This window comes from Acutalibacter intestini, from assembly GCF_034334985.1.
GTDB classification, from domain to species: domain Bacteria; phylum Bacillota; class Clostridia; order Oscillospirales; family Acutalibacteraceae; genus Acutalibacter; species Acutalibacter intestini.
On the sequence record NZ_JAWXXL010000027.1, the window covers coordinates 1 to 17,364 of the forward strand.

The 17,364-nt window shown below is 49.4% G+C and carries 19 protein-coding genes, 1 tRNA gene and 1 pseudogene; 10 read left to right on the top strand and 11 right to left on the bottom strand.

The window, feature by feature from the left end; translation table 11 throughout:
* Nucleotides 1-94 precede the first annotated feature (94 nt).
* From U8U68_RS15905 to U8U68_RS15950, 10 genes are all read right to left on the bottom strand, one after another.
* A complete protein-coding gene (locus U8U68_RS15905; RefSeq protein ID WP_322202540.1) occupies nt 95-691 on the bottom strand; it encodes a hypothetical protein in 597 nt (198 codons plus the stop codon).
* Nucleotides 692-759: 68 nt separating this feature from the next.
* Nucleotides 760-1,305, bottom strand: coding sequence for a DUF2815 family protein (locus U8U68_RS15910; protein WP_322202542.1), 546 nt, complete (start codon nt 1,303-1,305; stop codon nt 760-762).
* A gap of 2 nt (nt 1,306-1,307) precedes the next feature.
* Nucleotides 1,308-2,438, bottom strand: coding sequence for a DUF2800 domain-containing protein (locus U8U68_RS15915; RefSeq protein ID WP_322202545.1), 1,131 nt, complete (start codon nt 2,436-2,438; stop codon nt 1,308-1,310).
* Complete coding sequence (locus U8U68_RS15920) at nt 2,438-2,719, bottom strand: hypothetical protein (protein ID WP_322202547.1); 282 nt, start codon at nt 2,717-2,719, stop codon at nt 2,438-2,440. Before U8U68_RS15920 ends, U8U68_RS15915 begins: the two co-directional genes overlap by 1 nt.
* A 16-nt stretch (nt 2,720-2,735) precedes the next feature.
* On the bottom strand, nt 2,736-3,131 hold the full coding sequence (locus U8U68_RS15925; protein WP_322202549.1) for a DUF7768 domain-containing protein: 396 nt from the start codon (nt 3,129-3,131) through the stop codon (nt 2,736-2,738).
* A gap of 262 nt (nt 3,132-3,393) precedes the next feature.
* Nucleotides 3,394-3,897 carry a helix-turn-helix domain-containing protein gene (locus U8U68_RS15930; RefSeq protein ID WP_322202551.1) on the bottom strand — a complete coding sequence of 168 codons (504 nt, stop codon included), beginning with the start codon at nt 3,895-3,897 and terminating at the stop codon, nt 3,394-3,396.
* 517 nt (nt 3,898-4,414) lie between these two features.
* Entirely contained in the window at nt 4,415-5,440 is a 1,026-nt protein-coding gene (locus U8U68_RS15935) for a hypothetical protein (protein ID WP_322202553.1), read from the bottom strand.
* A gap of 64 nt (nt 5,441-5,504) precedes the next feature.
* Complete coding sequence (locus tag U8U68_RS15940) at nt 5,505-6,392, bottom strand: XRE family transcriptional regulator (RefSeq protein ID WP_322202555.1); 888 nt, start codon at nt 6,390-6,392, stop codon at nt 5,505-5,507.
* Entirely contained in the window at nt 6,380-7,387 is a 1,008-nt protein-coding gene (locus U8U68_RS15945; protein ID WP_322202556.1) for a hypothetical protein, read from the bottom strand. Before U8U68_RS15945 ends, U8U68_RS15940 begins: the two co-directional genes overlap by 13 nt.
* 130 nt (nt 7,388-7,517) lie before the next feature.
* Nucleotides 7,518-7,826, bottom strand: a complete 309-nt coding sequence (locus U8U68_RS15950) for a helix-turn-helix domain-containing protein (protein WP_201751241.1) — start codon at nt 7,824-7,826, stop codon at nt 7,518-7,520.
* Nucleotides 7,827-7,943: 117 nt separating this feature from the next.
* Here U8U68_RS15950 and U8U68_RS15955 point away from each other — a divergent pair, with 117 nt between their 5' ends.
* The 6 genes from U8U68_RS15955 (at nt 7,944) to U8U68_RS15980 (ending at nt 14,286) form a co-directional block, all read left to right on the top strand.
* Nucleotides 7,944-8,426, top strand: a complete 483-nt coding sequence (locus tag U8U68_RS15955; RefSeq protein WP_160642489.1) for an SLOG family protein — start codon at nt 7,944-7,946, stop codon at nt 8,424-8,426.
* Between the two features lie 182 nt (nt 8,427-8,608).
* Nucleotides 8,609-8,800: a helix-turn-helix domain-containing protein gene (locus U8U68_RS15960; protein WP_160642488.1), complete on the top strand. Its 192-nt coding sequence runs from the start codon at nt 8,609-8,611 to the stop codon at nt 8,798-8,800.
* A gap of 42 nt (nt 8,801-8,842) precedes the next feature.
* Nucleotides 8,843-9,760, top strand: a complete 918-nt coding sequence (locus tag U8U68_RS15965; RefSeq protein WP_160642487.1) for a DNA cytosine methyltransferase — start codon at nt 8,843-8,845, stop codon at nt 9,758-9,760.
* Between the two features lies 1 nt (nt 9,761).
* Entirely contained in the window at nt 9,762-10,667 is a 906-nt protein-coding gene (locus tag U8U68_RS15970; RefSeq protein WP_160642486.1) for a DNA cytosine methyltransferase, read from the top strand.
* A 2-nt stretch (nt 10,668-10,669) separates the two neighbouring features.
* Nucleotides 10,670-12,817 (top strand): McrB family protein, encoded by a 2,148-nt coding sequence (locus U8U68_RS15975; protein ID WP_160642485.1) that lies wholly within the window; start codon nt 10,670-10,672, stop codon nt 12,815-12,817.
* Nucleotides 12,814-14,286: an LlaJI family restriction endonuclease gene (locus tag U8U68_RS15980; RefSeq protein ID WP_322202564.1), complete on the top strand. Its 1,473-nt coding sequence runs from the start codon at nt 12,814-12,816 to the stop codon at nt 14,284-14,286. The genes U8U68_RS15975 and U8U68_RS15980 overlap by 4 nt, the downstream gene beginning before the upstream one ends.
* A 254-nt stretch (nt 14,287-14,540) precedes the next feature.
* Here the strand turns inward: U8U68_RS15980 and U8U68_RS15985 are convergent.
* Nucleotides 14,541-14,624 (bottom strand) — tRNA-Leu (locus U8U68_RS15985).
* Nucleotides 14,625-14,693: 69 nt separating this feature from the next.
* Here U8U68_RS15985 and U8U68_RS15990 point away from each other — a divergent pair.
* From U8U68_RS15990 to U8U68_RS16010, 4 genes and pseudogenes are all read left to right on the top strand, one after another.
* Nucleotides 14,694-14,912, top strand: a pseudogene (locus U8U68_RS15990) (recombinase family protein); the annotation flags it as partial.
* 158 nt (nt 14,913-15,070) lie between these two features.
* Nucleotides 15,071-15,427 carry a hypothetical protein gene (locus U8U68_RS22685; RefSeq protein WP_437124442.1) on the top strand — a complete coding sequence of 119 codons (357 nt, stop codon included), beginning with the start codon at nt 15,071-15,073 and terminating at the stop codon, nt 15,425-15,427.
* Nucleotides 15,420-16,118, top strand: coding sequence for a response regulator transcription factor (locus tag U8U68_RS16005; protein ID WP_322202566.1), 699 nt, complete (start codon nt 15,420-15,422; stop codon nt 16,116-16,118). Before U8U68_RS22685 ends, U8U68_RS16005 begins: the two co-directional genes overlap by 8 nt.
* Nucleotides 16,115-17,344, top strand: coding sequence for a sensor histidine kinase (locus U8U68_RS16010; protein WP_322202568.1), 1,230 nt, complete (start codon nt 16,115-16,117; stop codon nt 17,342-17,344). The genes U8U68_RS16005 and U8U68_RS16010 overlap by 4 nt, the downstream gene beginning before the upstream one ends.
* Nucleotides 17,345-17,364 lie beyond the last annotated feature (20 nt).

Here is a 17,364-nt window from a genome sequence, read left to right on the forward strand (position 1 = left end):
CCGCTCCCTCATAGCACTTGCGCGCCACTTCGGGGATAGTAGGTCTTGCTAACGGAATAGCAAGTTCAATCACCTTCCGGCGTTGAACAATCAATTATGCGACAACGTGTCGCACTTCCATCTCGCTGTCAGGGATGGGATAGTTGTGCATCTTCTGGCGGATTTCCCGCTCGGCATCCACATCCCGGATGCAGTAGGCTTTGAACCGCTCCCACAGCTCCGGGGCATCCTCCGGGCGGTTCCGGGTGCGGCCCCCATTGGCCTTGGTGGGCTTGCAGAGCATGGAGAAGTAGCGCAGAAGGGACACACCCTCCTTCAGCTTTTTCCGTTTGATGCTCAGCACCTCGCCTACTCCGTCCAGGGTGAGGGGGAGGGCCAGCATCGCCGATTGGACGGCGGTACACTGCCAAGAGGCCGGAGAGAGCTGCCGCCCTAAGTAGCGGGAAATACACGTCCGCTCGAAGGCGGCGTTGAAGGCTGTCTTGATGACAGTCTCATCCTCCAGAGCCGACAGCACCCGGTTCGGGAGCTGCTCCCCACGGGCCAGATCGACCACCTGGGTCGGTTCATCGTCAAAGGCATAGGCAAAGAGGAGGATTTCAAATCTGGGGGAATCTGAATAGGCGTACACTCCGCACTTCGGAAGGTCAACGTCAGAAAAGGTCTCGATGTCGATTGCTAACAGGCTCATACTTGCCTCCTGATATGGCAAAGAGGGGTGGAGGCTCTCCACCCCTCTCGCCAAAAGTCGTGTGTTTGTCAGGAGAGGAAATCCTCGTCCTCGTCCGCCATGGCCTCGAAGTCATCGCTGGCCTTGGAGCGACCGCCGAGGGCCTCGCCGTCCTTCACGAACTGGACATTGCCCAGGCCAGCGGCGATGCCGCGGTTCCCGTTGGAGTTGTAGCCGTAGAAGGTGACGCTCACGTTGCAGTAGCAGCCGGAGTACACCTCGCTCTGGTCGATGATGGGCTGGACCTTGCGATCCACCACCTGTGGGGCCTGACGGCTGTTGGCGTTGAGGAAGTAGCACCCGGCATACGCCTCGTCATCGGGCCGGTCGGTGTCGCCGTCCCGGAGCGGGGTCTTGAGGTTGGGGGGAATCTTGCCGCCCCACTTGCCCACGGAGTCCTTCTTGGCCTGCTCGATGGCGTTCTTGATGGCGGTGATGGTCTTGGCATCCTTCTTGGACACGATCAGCGAAGCGCCGTACTTGGGGTCGGAGCCGTTTACGCTGGTCGGCTCGAACAGGTGGGCGTAGCTGATGCGGCAGGGAATGATGACCTTAGTCGGATTGATGGCAGCCATGATTAAACCTCCTGAAATTCCGCAGATGCGGTCGTAGTGTTGATGGCGTTGCGCTTGTCGGAATCGGGGACGAGGGTCAGCTTGCCCTGGGGCTTGTAGACCAGGGAGCCAAGGACACGCTGGAACTCCTCCTTGCCCATGAGCCGCTCCATATCGCCGATGCCGATGAGCGTTTTCTTGAAGATGTCGGTATAGCCGCTTGCCTGGGCCGCAGCGATGACCTCCTCCTCGGAACTGTACTTCCGAACGGAGCGGCCTTCCACCACTTTGTATCCGGGCCACTTCTTTCCGTGGATGATTGCCTCGTCCTGGGCGAAGGCATACACGTCTGCCGCCCACTTCGCAAGCTCGTCCGAGCGGCGGAGGACTTCGGCGATCTCCTCATCGTCCAGCAGGGCAGGCTGGCGGAACTCCATCTGGGCCAGCTTGAGGAACTCCTCGGCCCTGGCGCGGCACTGGTTTCGGGCCTTGCAGAACCGGCACCAGGAGCCAGCGGCGAACTCCCCGGCCCCCATGAGGGCCATGGCCCCGGTGGGGCGGAGGACCTCCTCACCCCACTTCTTCAGCTCCTCCGGGGTGATCTCCCAAGTGGAGCAGTGGCAGAGTCGGGGCTGGAAGATGGTCAGCCGCACCACCTTGGGGTCGTAGAGCAGCTCGGCCTTGCTGAGAACACCCAGGCCGTAGATCATAAGCTGGGGGTTGCGCTCGGCATCCACCTGCACACCCCGGCCCAGCTTAAGGTCGATGATGTGGATGTAGGAGTCGGTCACGATGACCATGTCGGCGGTGCCGAAACAGCCCTCCACATACTCGGATGCATCGACCCTCTGCTCTACGGTGAAGACGGGGTCCTTGCAGACCCGCCGCGCCTCCTCGATCTCGCCCTGGACGAAGGAAACGTACTCGTCCACGGCCTCCAGCAGCTCGTCCGAGTAGTAGTCGGACACGGGGCGGCGGGTGCGCTGCTTGAGGTACTTCTTGATGAGATGTTCGGCCATCGCGTGGCCAGCGGTGCCCTCGGCGGCATAGGCGCTCTCCTCATCCTGGAACTGTTCCTCCAGCATCAGGGAGGGAGGGCAGTGCAAGCGGCGGTTCGCTGCCGAAGGGGAAAATCTCGCATGAGTGGAAGGCATCAGAGCGCCTCCACTTCTTGGAGGAGGTCGGCGTAGTCCTCCGGCTTGACGCCAGACAGCTTGCCAGTGTCATACTTCATCAACAGGGCCTTGACCTGGGCGGTCTTGCCCTCATCGCTCTTGGCGGACATGACGGCACGGACCTGTTCGATGGTGATCTTCTTGGTCGGCTCCGGGGCCGCTTCGGGGGTGGCCTCCGCTCCCTGTTCAGCCAGGGAGCGGTAGCCAGCCGCCAGCAGCTCGAAGCCTTCAGCCAATTGGCTGTAGACTTTCTTATCCATGTGTGATATCCTTTCTTCAGACGAGAGTCGCGCCCTTCAGCTCGGCGAGGAACTCGGCATTCACCCGGTCATCGATGGACAGCGTGTCCGGGGTGATGCGGTCCAGCCTCTCATCGTAGCAGCGGATGGGGATGCGCATCTTCTTGGCGATCTCCAACTCGTACTTCATGCCCTTGGTGATCTTGGTGCCGATGAGCCACATCATGTCGCTGGCCTTCAGCAGCTCGGCCCCCAGCTTGATGCCGAGGATGCGCTCGTCCGGCAGGTCATCGTTGAGGAACTGCGGATAGACCAGGTGGGGAATGACGGGGACGTAGCCGATCTTAGCAGCGATGCGCCCGGCATCCCTGGCGACCTTGACGTTGTGCTCGATGTCCCCGCGGTACGGGGAACAGATGAAAACTTGCTGCATTTTACATATCCTTTCATACATTCGGGTGCATCCCGTTAGGTTGATGGTTGATGCCGCCGCCACCCGGTCGGGCGGGCGGTGGCTGTATGAGTGGCCACCTCATGGCCCTAATAATAGCCGTCCAGACCCCGTTTGCCCCGGATGTTGAAAACCCGGAATCAAGCTGATTTTCAAGGCTTGGAGCGGAGTATAATTTTGAAAACCAGCCTATTCCAAGGGACAAGCAGCCGGACTTTGAAAACCCGGTCACTCGAAAACTTTTTTATTTCTCCTTCGCCAGCAGGGGAACTCCAGTGTTGCGGAGTAGTGCGTTGCAGTCGTAAATGCTGCTCCCTGTCATGGTGGAGAGGATCGTCAGATAGGCGATGTCGCTTGGTTCACCAGCAAAGGTGTGTCCGGCCTTATGTACCAAATCGAGGCTGAACGGCAGAGGGAGCCGGAGGCCCACGCACAGTGCGACAACGGTCTGGATATTGGGCTTCGATTTGTTGGAGCCATTTCGATACTTGCGGATAGTGTCCTCGTTGATAAGGCACAGGCCAGCCAGAGCCTCGTTAGTCAGGCGGAGCTTGTCCATGTGGTAGGCCAGGGTCGCTCCGAACTTACCAGGTAGCTCGTCCATGATGGCAGAGGCCTGCTCCACATAGGTCTTGAACTCCGGCGTGTGGGCGGGGACGTCACTGACCGCCTTATTGAATGCGGTATCTTGATAGGTGGCCTTGACCATGGCGATGTCCTTGGCTGTTTGTTTCTGATGATTCTTCATAGCTATGCCCTTTCCGCCTGGGCGGGCAAAGGATGCAGAAAAGCCTGGAGCGATACAGCGCCCCAGGCCCATGCAGTCGAAAATGGATGCACAGAACCAAGGGTGCCATATGCGCCTTCTCTTCATTGAAGAGTTAGCGACTATAGCATCCTTTGCCTGTATGCATCCAGGCTTCGATATTTTTATCTCCACGGCGGTGCCGTTTTGACCTTGTTATGTATAACGATTTTCCAAGGGAAACAAAAGCGGGTGTCGATGGGCACCTGATATGCTGCCGTATTATTGGGCTTTACCCGCGCCTTCAGCGGTTGCCTTTGAATCGACTGTTGCTCGTTTCCTTGTGCCTCTTGCGACTATGGTAACACAGAAAAATTTGCTGTATCGGACACGCCGTGTCCGGTCCAGAACGCAAAAAAAGAGCCAGAGTCAACTGGGTGTAACCCAGTGAACTCTGGCTCTATAGTATCGCTATTGGGTTCAGTCTACTAAGAACGGAAATTCGGAAAAATGGCAGTCCTTACAGTTTCGGCGTTTCCTGATCCATTCTTGTGGCCTGATAGAGATTCCGTACATACCGAATCCTGCTGTTAGTCCAATCCTTGCGGGTGTAGATTTTCCTTAAATCGTAGTGCTCCCGGATAAAGCTGGCCCATTGCGCCCTGGTAGTCATGCCGCAGAAGTATTCGGGCAATGACCATTTATGTATAATCTCTTGTTTGAGATAGTACCGAATTGTAAGGTAGACACACAGCTTGGCCTCGACTTCTTCCCAATCCGAATCCGAGAACATAACAGGGACCAATGACATCCGGTGGAGGACAAACCGGCTCTCTGTGTGCAGTATCGTTGTAAACTCCGGGGGAATCGGAAACGCCAACTGGGCGCATAGGGCCGCAAATCTGTCGAGAGGGACATCCTTAGTTCCGGTACGTTCGGAGTTAACAGCACAGGAGTACGAAAGCTCGACACAGTATTTCCATTCCAACGTAAAAAGGGCAATAGTAGCAAAGATTACGTCTTCGTCTGAACCATCCAGCCTTTTTAACAAATCTTGCGTTAGGCTCTCATAGTCCGCCATGAAATCACGGAACGTATTATTGGATATCTTTTTGACATCGCAAATCCGCTTGTTCACGATTGCTTTGAAAAGAGGGTGATCTACCATGGTGTTCAATTCAAAATACTGCATCTCGGTAAAATGGTAACCTTCCAGTCGTCCATTTATGGATCGCACATCATCGGGCAGCAGTTCTGGGACTTCCCACCCAATGTTGCTTTTAATATGTTCAAACTGAAGAGTCCGATAGTGCTGAGCGTACTTAGCAATCCGGCTATCCCGCATTCTGGCATCATCGTCATCCCTCCCGCGAAGCGCCCGTAGGGACTGTCGGGGCGCTGTCTCATGGTAGGCATCCTTAATCAGTTCCATGATGAAGCAATCGCGGAAATCCGCCAGACTGAACGGAGATACATCGTACAGTGTAGGGTCTGAGCAGTAGCCGGAAATTCGCCGGTCAATAAACTCAATCATGCTCATGCCCATAGCGGCACCTCCATTAGAGGATTTAATACCGGACACACCATGTCCGTTTTTTTGCCAAAAATATTTAGATTTCCACTCCGAATGCTTCGAGATAGCTCTGTGTAGATTTAAACGGCTCCGGGTATTTAACGTGCAGAGCCTCGTTGATCCATTGGTGGCTTGGATTCATCGGCATCAGTCGGCAGCCCAGCACTTCCAGCAGTTTTTCGCTTATGACTGGAGGAAGATTGAGTCCGAAACAGATACCAGCCGCTGTTTTCAAATCCGGCTCAGTTTCGCCTTTGACCGTTCTGCTTATGGTTTTGGGGTTTCGACCGATGACTGCTCCGAGGCCGGTGTAGTTCATTCCGCGCCATTCAAGCAGGAGTTTCATACACTGCTCCGGATCATCCGTCATTTGCCTTCGAATACCGAGCCATTCCTCCTGTTGCTTTTTCCGTATAGCAATCTGACGCTCTGGAGGAGCATTCTGAAAACCGTTGTGGAACGTGATGTCGAAGGTAATGTCGCTTGGCTCCCGATTTAAAAAACAGACAGTGTGATAGGCATCGGCAACTTTGCTGGTAATCTTCATATCGAAGACCAAGCAGCATTCGTCCATGTGGGATCGGGCGTAGGCAGTCAGATCAAGTTGCCCGTCCACATCGGTTTCAACATAAAGCGGAGTGTTGTAGACAAAGTGGTTGTCTATGAACAGATAGTCTCCGGTCTCGGTTAGTTTTCGCAACTCGGGATTTATGAACCGTTGGATAGCGGCATCTTGGGCACTGATGGAAAAGGTCTGGTCTACCCGGATTGCTCCCTTGCGGAAAGAATAGGGTTTCACATAGTGGTCATCGATATATGTAAAGGTGCCAATCGCCGCTTCAAAGCCCAACTCCACCAAGCGGATTTTAACTGACTGCCTGGACACAACAAAGTCGGTGGCCAACTGCTGGATCACGGCCTCCATAACTTCAATCTCGTGGCGGGCACCCATCTCGCGCATAAAACGAGAGATGTAATCATTTGCCTTTGCTTTGAATGGAGCCACCGGCATCTGAATACGGGGGCCAGCCGGTTGGCTTGGCTCTCCATCCGCTCTGTTGCACGCCGGGAAAGGTCCGCCTGGACACCGCCGGTTACCTCGCAGGTGATTCCGCGAGCCTTGTCATTGTATAGCTTTTCCAACATATATACCTTGCGGTGCTTTGCCCAATGGACGCATTCATGGATTATGGTATTGCCAGGAGAGCCATAATTGGTGAGCAGAAACATCGTTGGGTCAACAATGATCGTTTTGCCGGGGATGTGAACCGGAACTATTTCATTCTGATTGCTGTCGTACATCTCGGTATCGGCATCATCAAAGAAAAGCTGACCGAAAACTGCGCCATCCTCTCGGATGGGGCGGGTCACGACCTGTAGACCCAACCTTTTTGCCAAGACCATCGGATCAACAAAGACCGGTGGTTCTTTTGGCTTTGTGATTCGGAGAGCTTCTGGGTAATACTCTCTTAGAAAGGCTGTGGCAGCATCATCCATCTTATCATTTCGAATGTCTGGAACCAAGGCATCGGACATGGAGTTCTCGGGGAAATTCTGTTTGCGGTAAATGCAGGTATTGGTGATTGTCCAGTCATTCAGTCCTTGCGCCAGATCACCCTCACAGGAAATGCGGAGCCACTCGGTAAGCTCATCGCTGAAGTCATTGTGATGGTCTGCGGAAGATACCGCGATTTGAACCTCCAGTCCTACATCGAAAGCAATGCGGTCGCCGGGAAGGTCGGAAACATACACTCTACGCATCCAGGCATCCGCCAGCTCCGCAGTCTGGATATCCGGCACACGTCGGGACTCCAAGCCCATAGTCTCCCAATGTTTGGCGATATACTCAGCTGCAGCGTCGTACAAGCCGTTATAGCACTTCTTATCCACATATGAAAAAATTGACCTGACTTCCGCCACAGAGAACACCTCCACCCATCCTGCTTATGAAACCATTTTACTCCATAAACAGTAAAATAACAAGGATATCAACAACGGTGCAGCTCAGTTTTACAGAAAAAGGCAAAAGCTCTGGCGAATTTTCAGTTTTTTACTTTGCATTCATAGCTCGGATCATCTGCAACGCCGCCTGTTTCTGCTCCGGGGTAAGCGACACCCAATTGTCAAACAGTTCCTTCAGTTCGGGGGTCAATTCCACCATCTCGCTCTCGGCGAAGAACTGGGCCAAGGAGATGCCAAAGGCGGAACATACGGACTCCAGAGTTGAGATGGAGGGAACGGTGTTCCGCTTAAAAATGTTCGCCAGCGTGGACTCGGAGAGGCCGCTCTCTTTCGCCAGCCGATAAGCAGTCCAACCCCGCTCCGCCATTAACTGCCGCAGCTTGGAATGTGTGTCCATAATGCCACCTCCCTCTGGTCAATATTTTACCGTTCACTTAAATGGTTTTATACAGTTGACTTGTATGGCTAATACCGTTATATTAAACTGTATCAACCATCACGGGAGAGCGGTAAAATGACGGAGCGAGAACTGCGGCAACATCGGTGCTGCTTCACTGGACACAGGCCGGAAAAGCTGGAACAGCCGGAGGCGGTGGTCGTAGAGGCACTAAAAAAAGAAATCCGCACAGCAATTGCTGACGGATTTCAAACATTTATTTCTGGAATGGCGAGAGGTGTGGACCTTTGGGCAGCGGAGATCGTGTTGGCTCTCCGTGATGAAGGTGCGGCAATCCGGCTAATCTGTGCCAGCCCCTATCAAGGATTTGAAGCCCGCTGGAGCCAGAACTGGCAGGAGCGGTATCGGCGGGTCTTGGAGCGTGCCGACCTGGTGCGCTTCATCTGCCCCGAATACAGCCGGGAATGTTTTCAGATGAGAAATGAGTGGATGGTGGATCATTCAGCGCGGATCATTGCGGTCTACAATGGAGGACCTGGGGGTACGAGGAACACGGTCGAGTATGCTCGAAAGAAACAGATTTGCATAGCTCTCATATGACTGTCTTTTGGCCCAGAGGTTCTCAATTTGTTAATTAATAGCGTTCCAAGAGGATGAGTTTAAAGAGAAATATCTCAAATACAATCAAATAGCGCAAAAGTAAAGAAATAGATTGAAATGTGTGCAAATATATGATATGATAAAATACATAATGTGGCCAAACGAGGACGAGGTGCATAAGTATGTCTAATTCACCAAACGAAAATTATATTGGCATTGAAGATGCTGCGCTATTCCTTAATATCAAGCCAGTTACTTTGCGAAAGTGGGTAAAGGATAAGAGTGTTCCAGCCCACAAAATTGGAAAGCAGTGGAAATTTAAAAGGTCTGAGCTGGAAGAGTGGGTAAAAAGTGGAGAAAGCGCAATCAGTTAGAATAGCCTCCTTGCCCAGCCCCCATGAAAGGATATATGCTTAATGACAGTTAACATAAGATGTGTTGATTTGTTTTGCGGATGCGGCGGAATGTCACTGGGCTTTGAAAAAGCCGGATTTAATGTCGTTTCGGGAATTGACAACTGGAAAGCGGCACTTCGTGTATATGAAATGAACTTCGAACATTCTGCTATTGAACAGGACCTATCAGATGTAGATGGAGCCGTAAAGGTTGTGTCAAAGTTCGTCCCCGATTTAATTATCGGGGGGCCTCCTTGCCAAGACTTTTCAACGGCAGGCTTTCAAGATGAAAGCCGTGGGAGAGCCATTCTATCGATTTGCTACTCTCAAATTGTAAGTGAAATTAGACCAAAATACTTTGTTATGGAAAATGTTGCGGCAATCCGCAATACGAACTCTTTTAACAAGGCCCTTTCGCATTTCCGTAAAGCTGGATATGGGCTGACACAAATGGTTCTGGACGCAGCTTATTGTGGTGTGCCGCAAACCCGTAAAAGAATGTTTGTGGTAGGTATGCTCGGCGCTGCCGATGGCTTTTTGGACGGAGAGCTTCGCCTTAATCTGGCACAAAAGCCCATGAGTATTCACGATTATCTTGGGGATTCACTTGGAATTGATTATTACTTCAGGGTTCCAACGAACTATAACCGTAGAGGCGTTTTTAGCGTTCATGAACCATCTATGACAATACGTGCAGTAGACCGACCCATACCAAACGGCTATAAAGGGCATCCGAATGATCCAGTCCCGGTAACACAGGTGCGTTGCCTTACGCCGAAAGAAAGAAGCTACATTCAAACTTTCCCAGAGAGCTTTCAGTTCATAGGTGGCAAGTCCGACATCAATTCAATGATTGGAAATGCCGTTCCTGTGAATTTGGCTAAATTTGTGGGGGCAGCTTTGATGAGATATATTATGGGAATAGAAGGTAGCAAATGATATGAAAGCGATTGACTTGTTTGCTGGCTGCGGTGGTATGTCATTGGGATTTGAACAGGCTGGTTTTGATGTTATTGCAGCTTATGATAACTGGGATGCTGCGATAAAAATATATGAGAGCAATTTTTCTCATCCCATTTATAAAAGGGATTTGGCGGATGACAGTGTAGCCCAGCAGATTGTAAAAATGTGTCCAGACCTCATAATGGGAGGCCCCCCATGCCAAGACTACTCTATAGCTGGCAAACGGGAATTAGGAAAGCGAGCAAATCTTACCATACGATTTGGTGAGATCGTTGCGGAAGCTAAGCCCATGTGGGTAGTGTTCGAAAATGTTTATAATATTGAGCGTTTTTCTACCGTGGCGCAATTAAAGCACATACTATCAACAGCGGGATATGGATTAACATCACGAGTTTTAGACGCAAGTCGTTGTGGTGTGCCGCAAAAACGACATAGGTTCTTTTTGATTGGTAAGCTTGGTGAGACAGATGGGTTTCTCGATGATGCGTTAGTTTCTAATTTGTCAACAAGGCAAATGTCTGTGCGGGATTACCTTGGCGATGCTTTAGATACAGAGTTTTACTATATGCATCCAAGAAGTTATAACAGGCGTGCAGTTTTCTCAGTAGACGAACCAGCGGCAACGATTCGAGGCATTAACAGGCCGATTCCTGAAAACTACAAGCGACATCATGCGGATAAGGCCGATATACATGAGGGTGTGCGGCCACTGACAACACGAGAACGAGGATATATTCAAACTTTCCCGGATAGCTTTTCATTGCCTGGCGCAAAAACAGATGTGGAGCTTGCGATAGGAAATGCTGTTCCACCTGCACTTGCAAAATATGTGGCAAAATGCATTATCCAGTATTCTTCTAATTTTAATCAAAGTGAGGTGTGACTATGCCATATTTTGAGGAAATAGCAGAGTATTCAACATATTCTGGTCACGATGCTGATTTTCATTTCATATATAATTCGAACAGTGGTGGTGGGCAGGCCTTTTTAGCAGGCAGGTTTTACGACGAAAGTGGACAACTGGTTTCTCCAGAATCTTTGGATGGGAAAACTGCTCTTTTTAGGTATGTTTTTCGCTCCCAATCTGGAGAAGATCTTTGCATCATATTGAACGATGATAAAGCGAAATATGAAGTTAAGCCGCGCGGGAACGGCTCTACATCGATGAAACTGGGCGTTGGTACAGGCCGTGTATCACCAAGTAAAGTGATGTCCTCGTTTATGATGCTACCACCTACTTGTGGGGTAAAAATGCCCAATAATTTACAGTGGTCCATTTTGAGCGCAAATAACTTTTGGCTCCAGTCTATGTGGCTTGAATGTTGTCCCAACGCCGACAACCCAAATGAAGTTTTGTTTACTGTTAAAGACTGCGTGTTTTGTGGTGGTGAAAGCAAAGACTCAACCGATAGAACGGGCCGCTACTTTAAGCTAAATTTTGATAAGAGAATAGCTGACATTATTGAGTTATCCAACCATTTAGATGCATTTGATGAGCGGATAGCCGCTATAATCGGACAATTTGCAGATACATATCTCGGTAGGAGAGCATTCCAATACGAGGAGTGCAGCGAGGCAACCAAATCCCTAATGATGCTATTGCCTCAAGAATACCCAGAAAGCTATTCTGGTATTATGGACCCACTCCCGATTCTGCAAGAAGTGATGATAATGCATGAGAACAGGATGGCGGATGGAGAAAGAGACCTTGAGAGTGCGTTTAAGGAGTGGCTATCTTGCGTTACAAAAGCAAACGGCGAGCTATACTCAGAAAACACAAGAAATCAGTATATCAGTGCGCTAAAGGCTGTAGGGGCTTCATTTGCTGGCGCTATTGCACCATGCACATCCATATTTGAAATTAGAGATACCGATTCGTTCAGCAGGGTCTATGACAGTATAAAGGCTTCTGAAGGATATGAAGCCTTCAACCAGGCGCGAGGCAATGGAGCGCTTTCAGCCGGACTCGAGTTATACAATCGTTTTTTACGAGAACATCCTATTACAGTGGAGTCCTGTCCAGTCAATTTTAAGACAGGGCTTGTTAGTGACCAGCCGCATAACCGCATTCTCTTTGGCGCACCTGGTACTGGTAAGAGCTTTACCCTTAATTGTGATAAAGATGCCCTCCTTGCTGCAGGCGGCGAATATGAGCGTGTAACCTTCCATCCAGACTATTCGTATGCAAATTTCGTTGGTACATATAAGCCTGTGCCGTGCAAAGACAGCGACGGCAAGGACGCCATCACTTATGCGTATGTCCCAGGACCGTTCATGCGTACCTATGTGAAAGCGCTTCAGAACAGCAGAACGGCCGAGCCTAAGCCTTTCCTCCTCATCATTGAAGAGATTAACCGTGCCAATGTGGCCGCTGTGTTTGGCGATGTGTTCCAGCTTCTTGACCGTGGTGAGGATGAGGTTAGCGAATATCCGATTCAGGCATCCGAGGACATCAAAAAGCATTTGGCAGAGAAGCTCGGCGGTGCGCCGGACGATTATTCGGAAATTCGCATCCCGGACAATATGTTTATATGGGCAACGATGAACAGCGCAGACCAAGGCGTTTTTCCGATGGACACGGCATTTAAACGCAGATGGGATTTCACCTATTTGGGGATCGATGACAGCGAAGCCGGGATTGCCGGTAGGAAGGTAATTCTTGGTCAAGGCGAATATCGCCGCATCGTTGAATGGAATGCGCTCCGTAAAGCCATCAACAGTGAGCTTCTGACCTATAAGGTTAACGAAGATAAACTGATGGGTCCGTATTTCATTTCCAAGAAAAGCCTGCCAGATGGCGATACAATTGACGCCGAAACCTTTGCCCGCATATTTAAAAACAAGGTCATTATGTACCTGTTTGATGACGCCGCAAAACAGAAGCGTCTCAGTCTATTTGGCGGCTGCGACGAGAAATCGAGAAATCAGTATTCGAAAATCTGCAGAGAATTTGACACCAAAGGTGTGTACATTTTCTGCGATGGGATCAGTAGCCAGTTTATTGACGGTGTGCCAGAGGATGAAGGGGTATGATTTCAGTTTTTCTGCGAGAACAAAAGCGATATACGCAAAATGAACTGGTGGATCAGTTCCAATGCTCCGAGGAAAGGACTGTCCATATTCTGAAGCGGCTCAAAGAGTATGGCGTTCTCAAGGCTGTAAAAGCAAATGACACACAAAAAGACCTTACCGAGCTGATAGACGAGGACATTGAAATAGCAGATGTTGAGGTAGGCGAAAACGAGTACCTGTATGTATTTACCTTCGTAGGGGTTATCACGATAGAGGGCCGGGTACTAAAATGCTTTCCAAAATACCTGCTCGATGCTACTGCGCCCACGCCAGAGCTAAAACAGGTGCTTAAGGTGCTGGAAAAGTACAATACCAAAGAGCAGATCATTCGGATGTATAATGATACGAGCGACAGCAGCGCGTTTAATATGCTTGCGGTCATGCTGTTCCTCCTTCAGGACTATTTCGAATACGGTGCCTATACAAACACACAGGATATCATCGAATCGAATGGTGCTGGGGATATTCTTTGGGATAAAACCATCAACGAGACATTTACCCTTCTTAGCAATAACCGGCCATATTACCCGGAATTGTTGACGATGAAGCGCGTAAACGATGATTTTGATTATTTTAAGCGACTGCATGAGTGTATCCTCACAAAATGCAGTATGGAACTAAGAGACGCCGATCTGTTAGACCTGTTTGACATTATGGGCGTTGATATTTCCGATGAACAGATTGAGGACTTTGGTGACAAGGAGTACATTCTTGAGCGAATCACCAAGGAACTCAACATCCAGTTTAACACCCGCAAACAGCTTCTGCTAAAAACCCTGTATGCCTACATAGCCAACAGCAGCGCCTTGGATGATTTGGATTGCTTCAGTATGTTCGGCACGAACAGTTTCAACCTGGTATGGGAAAAAGTCTGCGCCGAAGTGTTGGACAACCAGTTGCAGAGGCCAATTGGCGGTCTGCGTCTGCCTGTCCAGTTGGCGGGACAATACCGCGAGATGCGGCACAGGAAACTCATTGATTTGATTGAAAAACCGGAGTGGTGCGGGTTTGCACCAAGCGGCGAGCCGTTTTCGAAGAGAGCGGAGGATACACTCATTCCTGACCTCATCTCTATCGTAGATGTCCATGGGGATTACCAGTTTATCATCTTTGACGCAAAGTATTATAACCTCCAGCTTCAATATAATAAAGTGCTTCGAGGTCATCCTGGGATAGAATCTATCACAAAGCAGTATCTATATCAGCTTGCCTATCAGCCTTTTGTGGATGCCCACCAGATTGGTACAGTGAGAAACTGCTTTTTAATGCCGACCGCTGCTTCAGCGATTATCAGCAAAGGGTCAGTTTCAATGTCTATGCTGGAAAATCTGGGTTTACAACCCATCCAAGTGCGCCTATTGCCCGCAGATTTAATGTACCGACACTATTTAGAAAACACTAAGCTGGACATTCTGAAACTCAATTTATAGGGGGAAATCCCAACGATTACCCCATACTCTTAACGATTACCTCATTATTCTAACGATTGTCTTAAAGTTTCAACGGTTACAGAGCCGGATTAACACCCGAAAAGCAAAAAAGCACCGCCGCCAGCCGGGATTTCCCCAGCCAGCGACAGTGCTTTTTTCAAAAATATACGAAAATCGGCGGTTTTCAGCCATTATAGGCAAAAAGAAGGGGTGGAAATCTTGATGCTCCTTGTATCAAAATCTCCACCCCTACATGGTGCGCGAGACGGGACTTGAACCCGTACGCCATAAGCACACGCACCTCAAACGTGCCTGTCTGCCAGTTCCAGCACTCGCGCAAATGAACATTGTTATTATATCACCCGACCGCCTGTTTGTCAACAAGAACTTCGGGGAGATTTCCCTCTAGCATTGAAAACCAGAAACTGCTTCTCCAAAACCAGGTGCGTCAGCGCGGCTGGAACGAAGTGGACGTATATATTGATGGATACTCCGGTACAAATTTCAACCGGCTCGGCGTCTAGCGCCTTATTGAAGATGCAAAGGCGAAGCGTATCAACCTGCTCTTGGTCAAAGACCTTTCAAGGTTCGGGCGCAAATACATCGAATTTGGACAGTACACGGAGAGTTTTTCCAGAGTGTGAGGTGTCATTACTTTGGGTAAGGCTTCCTTATGGCACTTGTTGTACTTCTTTACAAGCCCCCCCGGAACATATTGAAATAATTCACACCCGTTTTCGGGCTGCCGTCCCGGTTGAGGAAAAGGGAATTGCGGTACCCGTCAATGGTGGTCGCTTTCGCTCCCTTGCGGTTCTCTAACCAGCGCCCCAACGCTTCATACACTTTTTATAGGAAAAATAAGGAATACAGAAGATCTAATCTTTATTGTTTACATTTTGTTGTTTGTTTTATTCGAGCAAAAGAAGTAAAATACAAATATCTGCGGTGCAGCATGGACTATATGTCTTTGAAAAAAGCGGGCGAAAAATGGGATGTTACCCCACGATGGATAAACTACTACTGCGCGGATGGGCGTATTCCTGGCGCTGCAAAAATGGCAACAATCTGGCTGATACCCAAAGATGTCAAGAAATCTATTGATGGCAGAACACAACGTGGAAGGGGACTGCACGATGAGTAAAATTTTGTTGCTGGAAGATGATATAAGCCTGGTAGATGGTTTGAAGTATTCTTTGAAGAAAAACGGATTTGAGGCCGAAATGGTTCGCACTGTTTCCGAAGCGATCAACAACATCGAGAATATTGGAAAGTACGACCTGCTCATTCTGGATGTCACTTTACCTGATGGAACAGGTTTTGATGTTTGTGAGGCAGTACGCAGGCAGGGCCAACAAGTCCCGATTATTTTTTTGACTGCCTCTGATGAAGAAGTGAACATTATCCGAGGTCTGGACAGCGGAGGCGATGATTACATTACAAAACCGTTCCGATTAGGGGAATTATGTTCCCGCATTCGGGCGCTGCTTCGGAGAGCGGGCGCATCAAACACGGGCAGTACAACACTTATAGAATGTGGAGATATAACGATGGATCTTTTAGGCAGTCGGGCCTTGTTAAACGGCAAAAAGTTGGAACTGACAAGTGCGGAATACCGGCTGCTATGCCTTCTGATACGAAACGCAAACCGCATCGTTACGCGGGAAATTATTTTGAGTGAGTTGTGGGACGAAGCGGGAAGTTTTGTCGATAGCAATACTCTGTCTGTCTATGTGCGGCGGCTCCGGGAAAAGGTAGAGGCAGACCCCTCGCATCCTAAACACCTGATAACGGTTCGTGGGTTTGGCTATCAATGGAAAGAGGCAGCCATATGAGTTTTTACCAGGATAAGCAAATTAAAATTTATGGATATTTCTTAGCTGCTTTTGGCTTTTTAATGGTAGGAGCATGGCTGTTGTTCTATCTATATCAGACAAACTCCGTGAAAACGACGTGCCTCTTGCATGATGAAGCGGTTGTTTCTTCTCTTTTGGAGCAGGGCGTTTCAAGAGACATCATAGCGGCAGCGATCACAAATACCCACATTAGTATAGCCGGAGAAGAATTATCAGCCGCAGTTGGTATAAAAAGCCTAAAGAATCGTTCTGGCTTGCCCGATATCACTCAAATTCAACATACCTCCATTTGTTCCATGATCGCCATTTCCATATTGCTGGCCGTGGTTCTTTTCATCGGAACATGGTGGTTTTTTTGGCAGCGAAAACGGTTATATGAGCAGGCAGAGACGATCATTCAAAATTACATCAACGGCGACTATTCCTGCCATCTGCCGCAAAACAGCGAGGGGGCCGTTTTTCAGTTATTCGGACAGATCGAACAGCTTGCCACAATGCTGCAAGCAAAAAATGAAGCAGAGCGTAAGGCAAAAGAATTTTTGAAAAGCACCATTTCAGATATTTCCCACCAACTGAAAACACCCCTTGCCGCACTTACCATGTATCAGGAAATCATTGCGGGTGAGCCAGATCATCCCGAAACGGTCAAAGAGTTTTCAGGCAAACTAGGAATTGCCTTAAAGCGTATGGAACAGCTAATTCAATCCATGCTGAAAATCGCACGGTTAGACAGCGGAAATATTCTTTTTGAAAAAAGCAACTTTCGTATGTCGGAATTGATTTCTCGATCCATCAACGAGTTAACGACAAGGGCAGAAAAGGAAAACAAAAAAATACAGATTGAGGGAAATGCAGAACAGCAGCTTGTTTGTGATCTGGAATGGACAAGTGAAGCGATTGGCAATATTGTCAAAAATGCGTTAGACCATGTAAGGCCGGGTGGAATAATTCAAATCACCTGGGAGCGTACACCAGCAATATTTCGCATATTCATATCTGATAATGGAAATGGCGTCGCGCCGGAGGACATACATCATATCTTCAAACGCTTTTACCGAAGCAGACATTCTCTGGATACGCAAGGTGTTGGGCTGGGCCTGCCTCTGGCAAAATCTATTATTGAGGGGCAGGGCGGATGTATCGCGGTACAGAGTGAAGGAAACAAGGGAACAACATTTACAATTTCTTTCCTTACGGAATTGTAAGCTGAAATTCACCTGATTGT

Bases quoted from the DNA above. Each gene is read 5' to 3' on its own strand.
- U8U68_RS15970 (WP_160642486.1), top strand. From the start codon at position 9,762: ATGAAAGCGATTGACTTGTTTGCTGGCTGCGGTGGTATGTCATTGGGA.
- U8U68_RS15940 (WP_322202555.1), bottom strand. From the start codon at position 6,392: ATGGAGGCCGTGATCCAGCAGTTGGCCACCGACTTTGTTGTGTCCAGG.
- U8U68_RS15950 (WP_201751241.1), bottom strand. From the start codon at position 7,826: ATGGACACACATTCCAAGCTGCGGCAGTTAATGGCGGAGCGGGGTTGG.
- U8U68_RS15925 (WP_322202549.1), bottom strand. From the start codon at position 3,131: ATGCAGCAAGTTTTCATCTGTTCCCCGTACCGCGGGGACATCGAGCAC.
- U8U68_RS16010 (WP_322202568.1), top strand. From the start codon at position 16,115: ATGAGTTTTTACCAGGATAAGCAAATTAAAATTTATGGATATTTCTTA.
- U8U68_RS15955 (WP_160642489.1), top strand. From the start codon at position 7,944: ATGACGGAGCGAGAACTGCGGCAACATCGGTGCTGCTTCACTGGACAC.
- U8U68_RS15930 (WP_322202551.1), bottom strand. From the start codon at position 3,897: ATGAAGAATCATCAGAAACAAACAGCCAAGGACATCGCCATGGTCAAG.
- U8U68_RS22685 (WP_437124442.1), top strand. From the start codon at position 15,071: ATGGTGGTCGCTTTCGCTCCCTTGCGGTTCTCTAACCAGCGCCCCAAC.
- U8U68_RS15975 (WP_160642485.1), top strand. From the start codon at position 10,670: ATGCCATATTTTGAGGAAATAGCAGAGTATTCAACATATTCTGGTCAC.
- U8U68_RS15910 (WP_322202542.1), bottom strand. From the start codon at position 1,305: ATGGCTGCCATCAATCCGACTAAGGTCATCATTCCCTGCCGCATCAGC.
- U8U68_RS15920 (WP_322202547.1), bottom strand. From the start codon at position 2,719: ATGGATAAGAAAGTCTACAGCCAATTGGCTGAAGGCTTCGAGCTGCTG.
- U8U68_RS15915 (WP_322202545.1), bottom strand. From the start codon at position 2,438: ATGCCTTCCACTCATGCGAGATTTTCCCCTTCGGCAGCGAACCGCCGC.
- U8U68_RS15935 (WP_322202553.1), bottom strand. From the start codon at position 5,440: ATGGGCATGAGCATGATTGAGTTTATTGACCGGCGAATTTCCGGCTAC.
- U8U68_RS15960 (WP_160642488.1), top strand. From the start codon at position 8,609: ATGTCTAATTCACCAAACGAAAATTATATTGGCATTGAAGATGCTGCG.
- U8U68_RS16005 (WP_322202566.1), top strand. From the start codon at position 15,420: ATGAGTAAAATTTTGTTGCTGGAAGATGATATAAGCCTGGTAGATGGT.
- U8U68_RS15905 (WP_322202540.1), bottom strand. From the start codon at position 691: ATGAGCCTGTTAGCAATCGACATCGAGACCTTTTCTGACGTTGACCTT.
- U8U68_RS15965 (WP_160642487.1), top strand. From the start codon at position 8,843: ATGACAGTTAACATAAGATGTGTTGATTTGTTTTGCGGATGCGGCGGA.
- U8U68_RS15980 (WP_322202564.1), top strand. From the start codon at position 12,814: ATGATTTCAGTTTTTCTGCGAGAACAAAAGCGATATACGCAAAATGAA.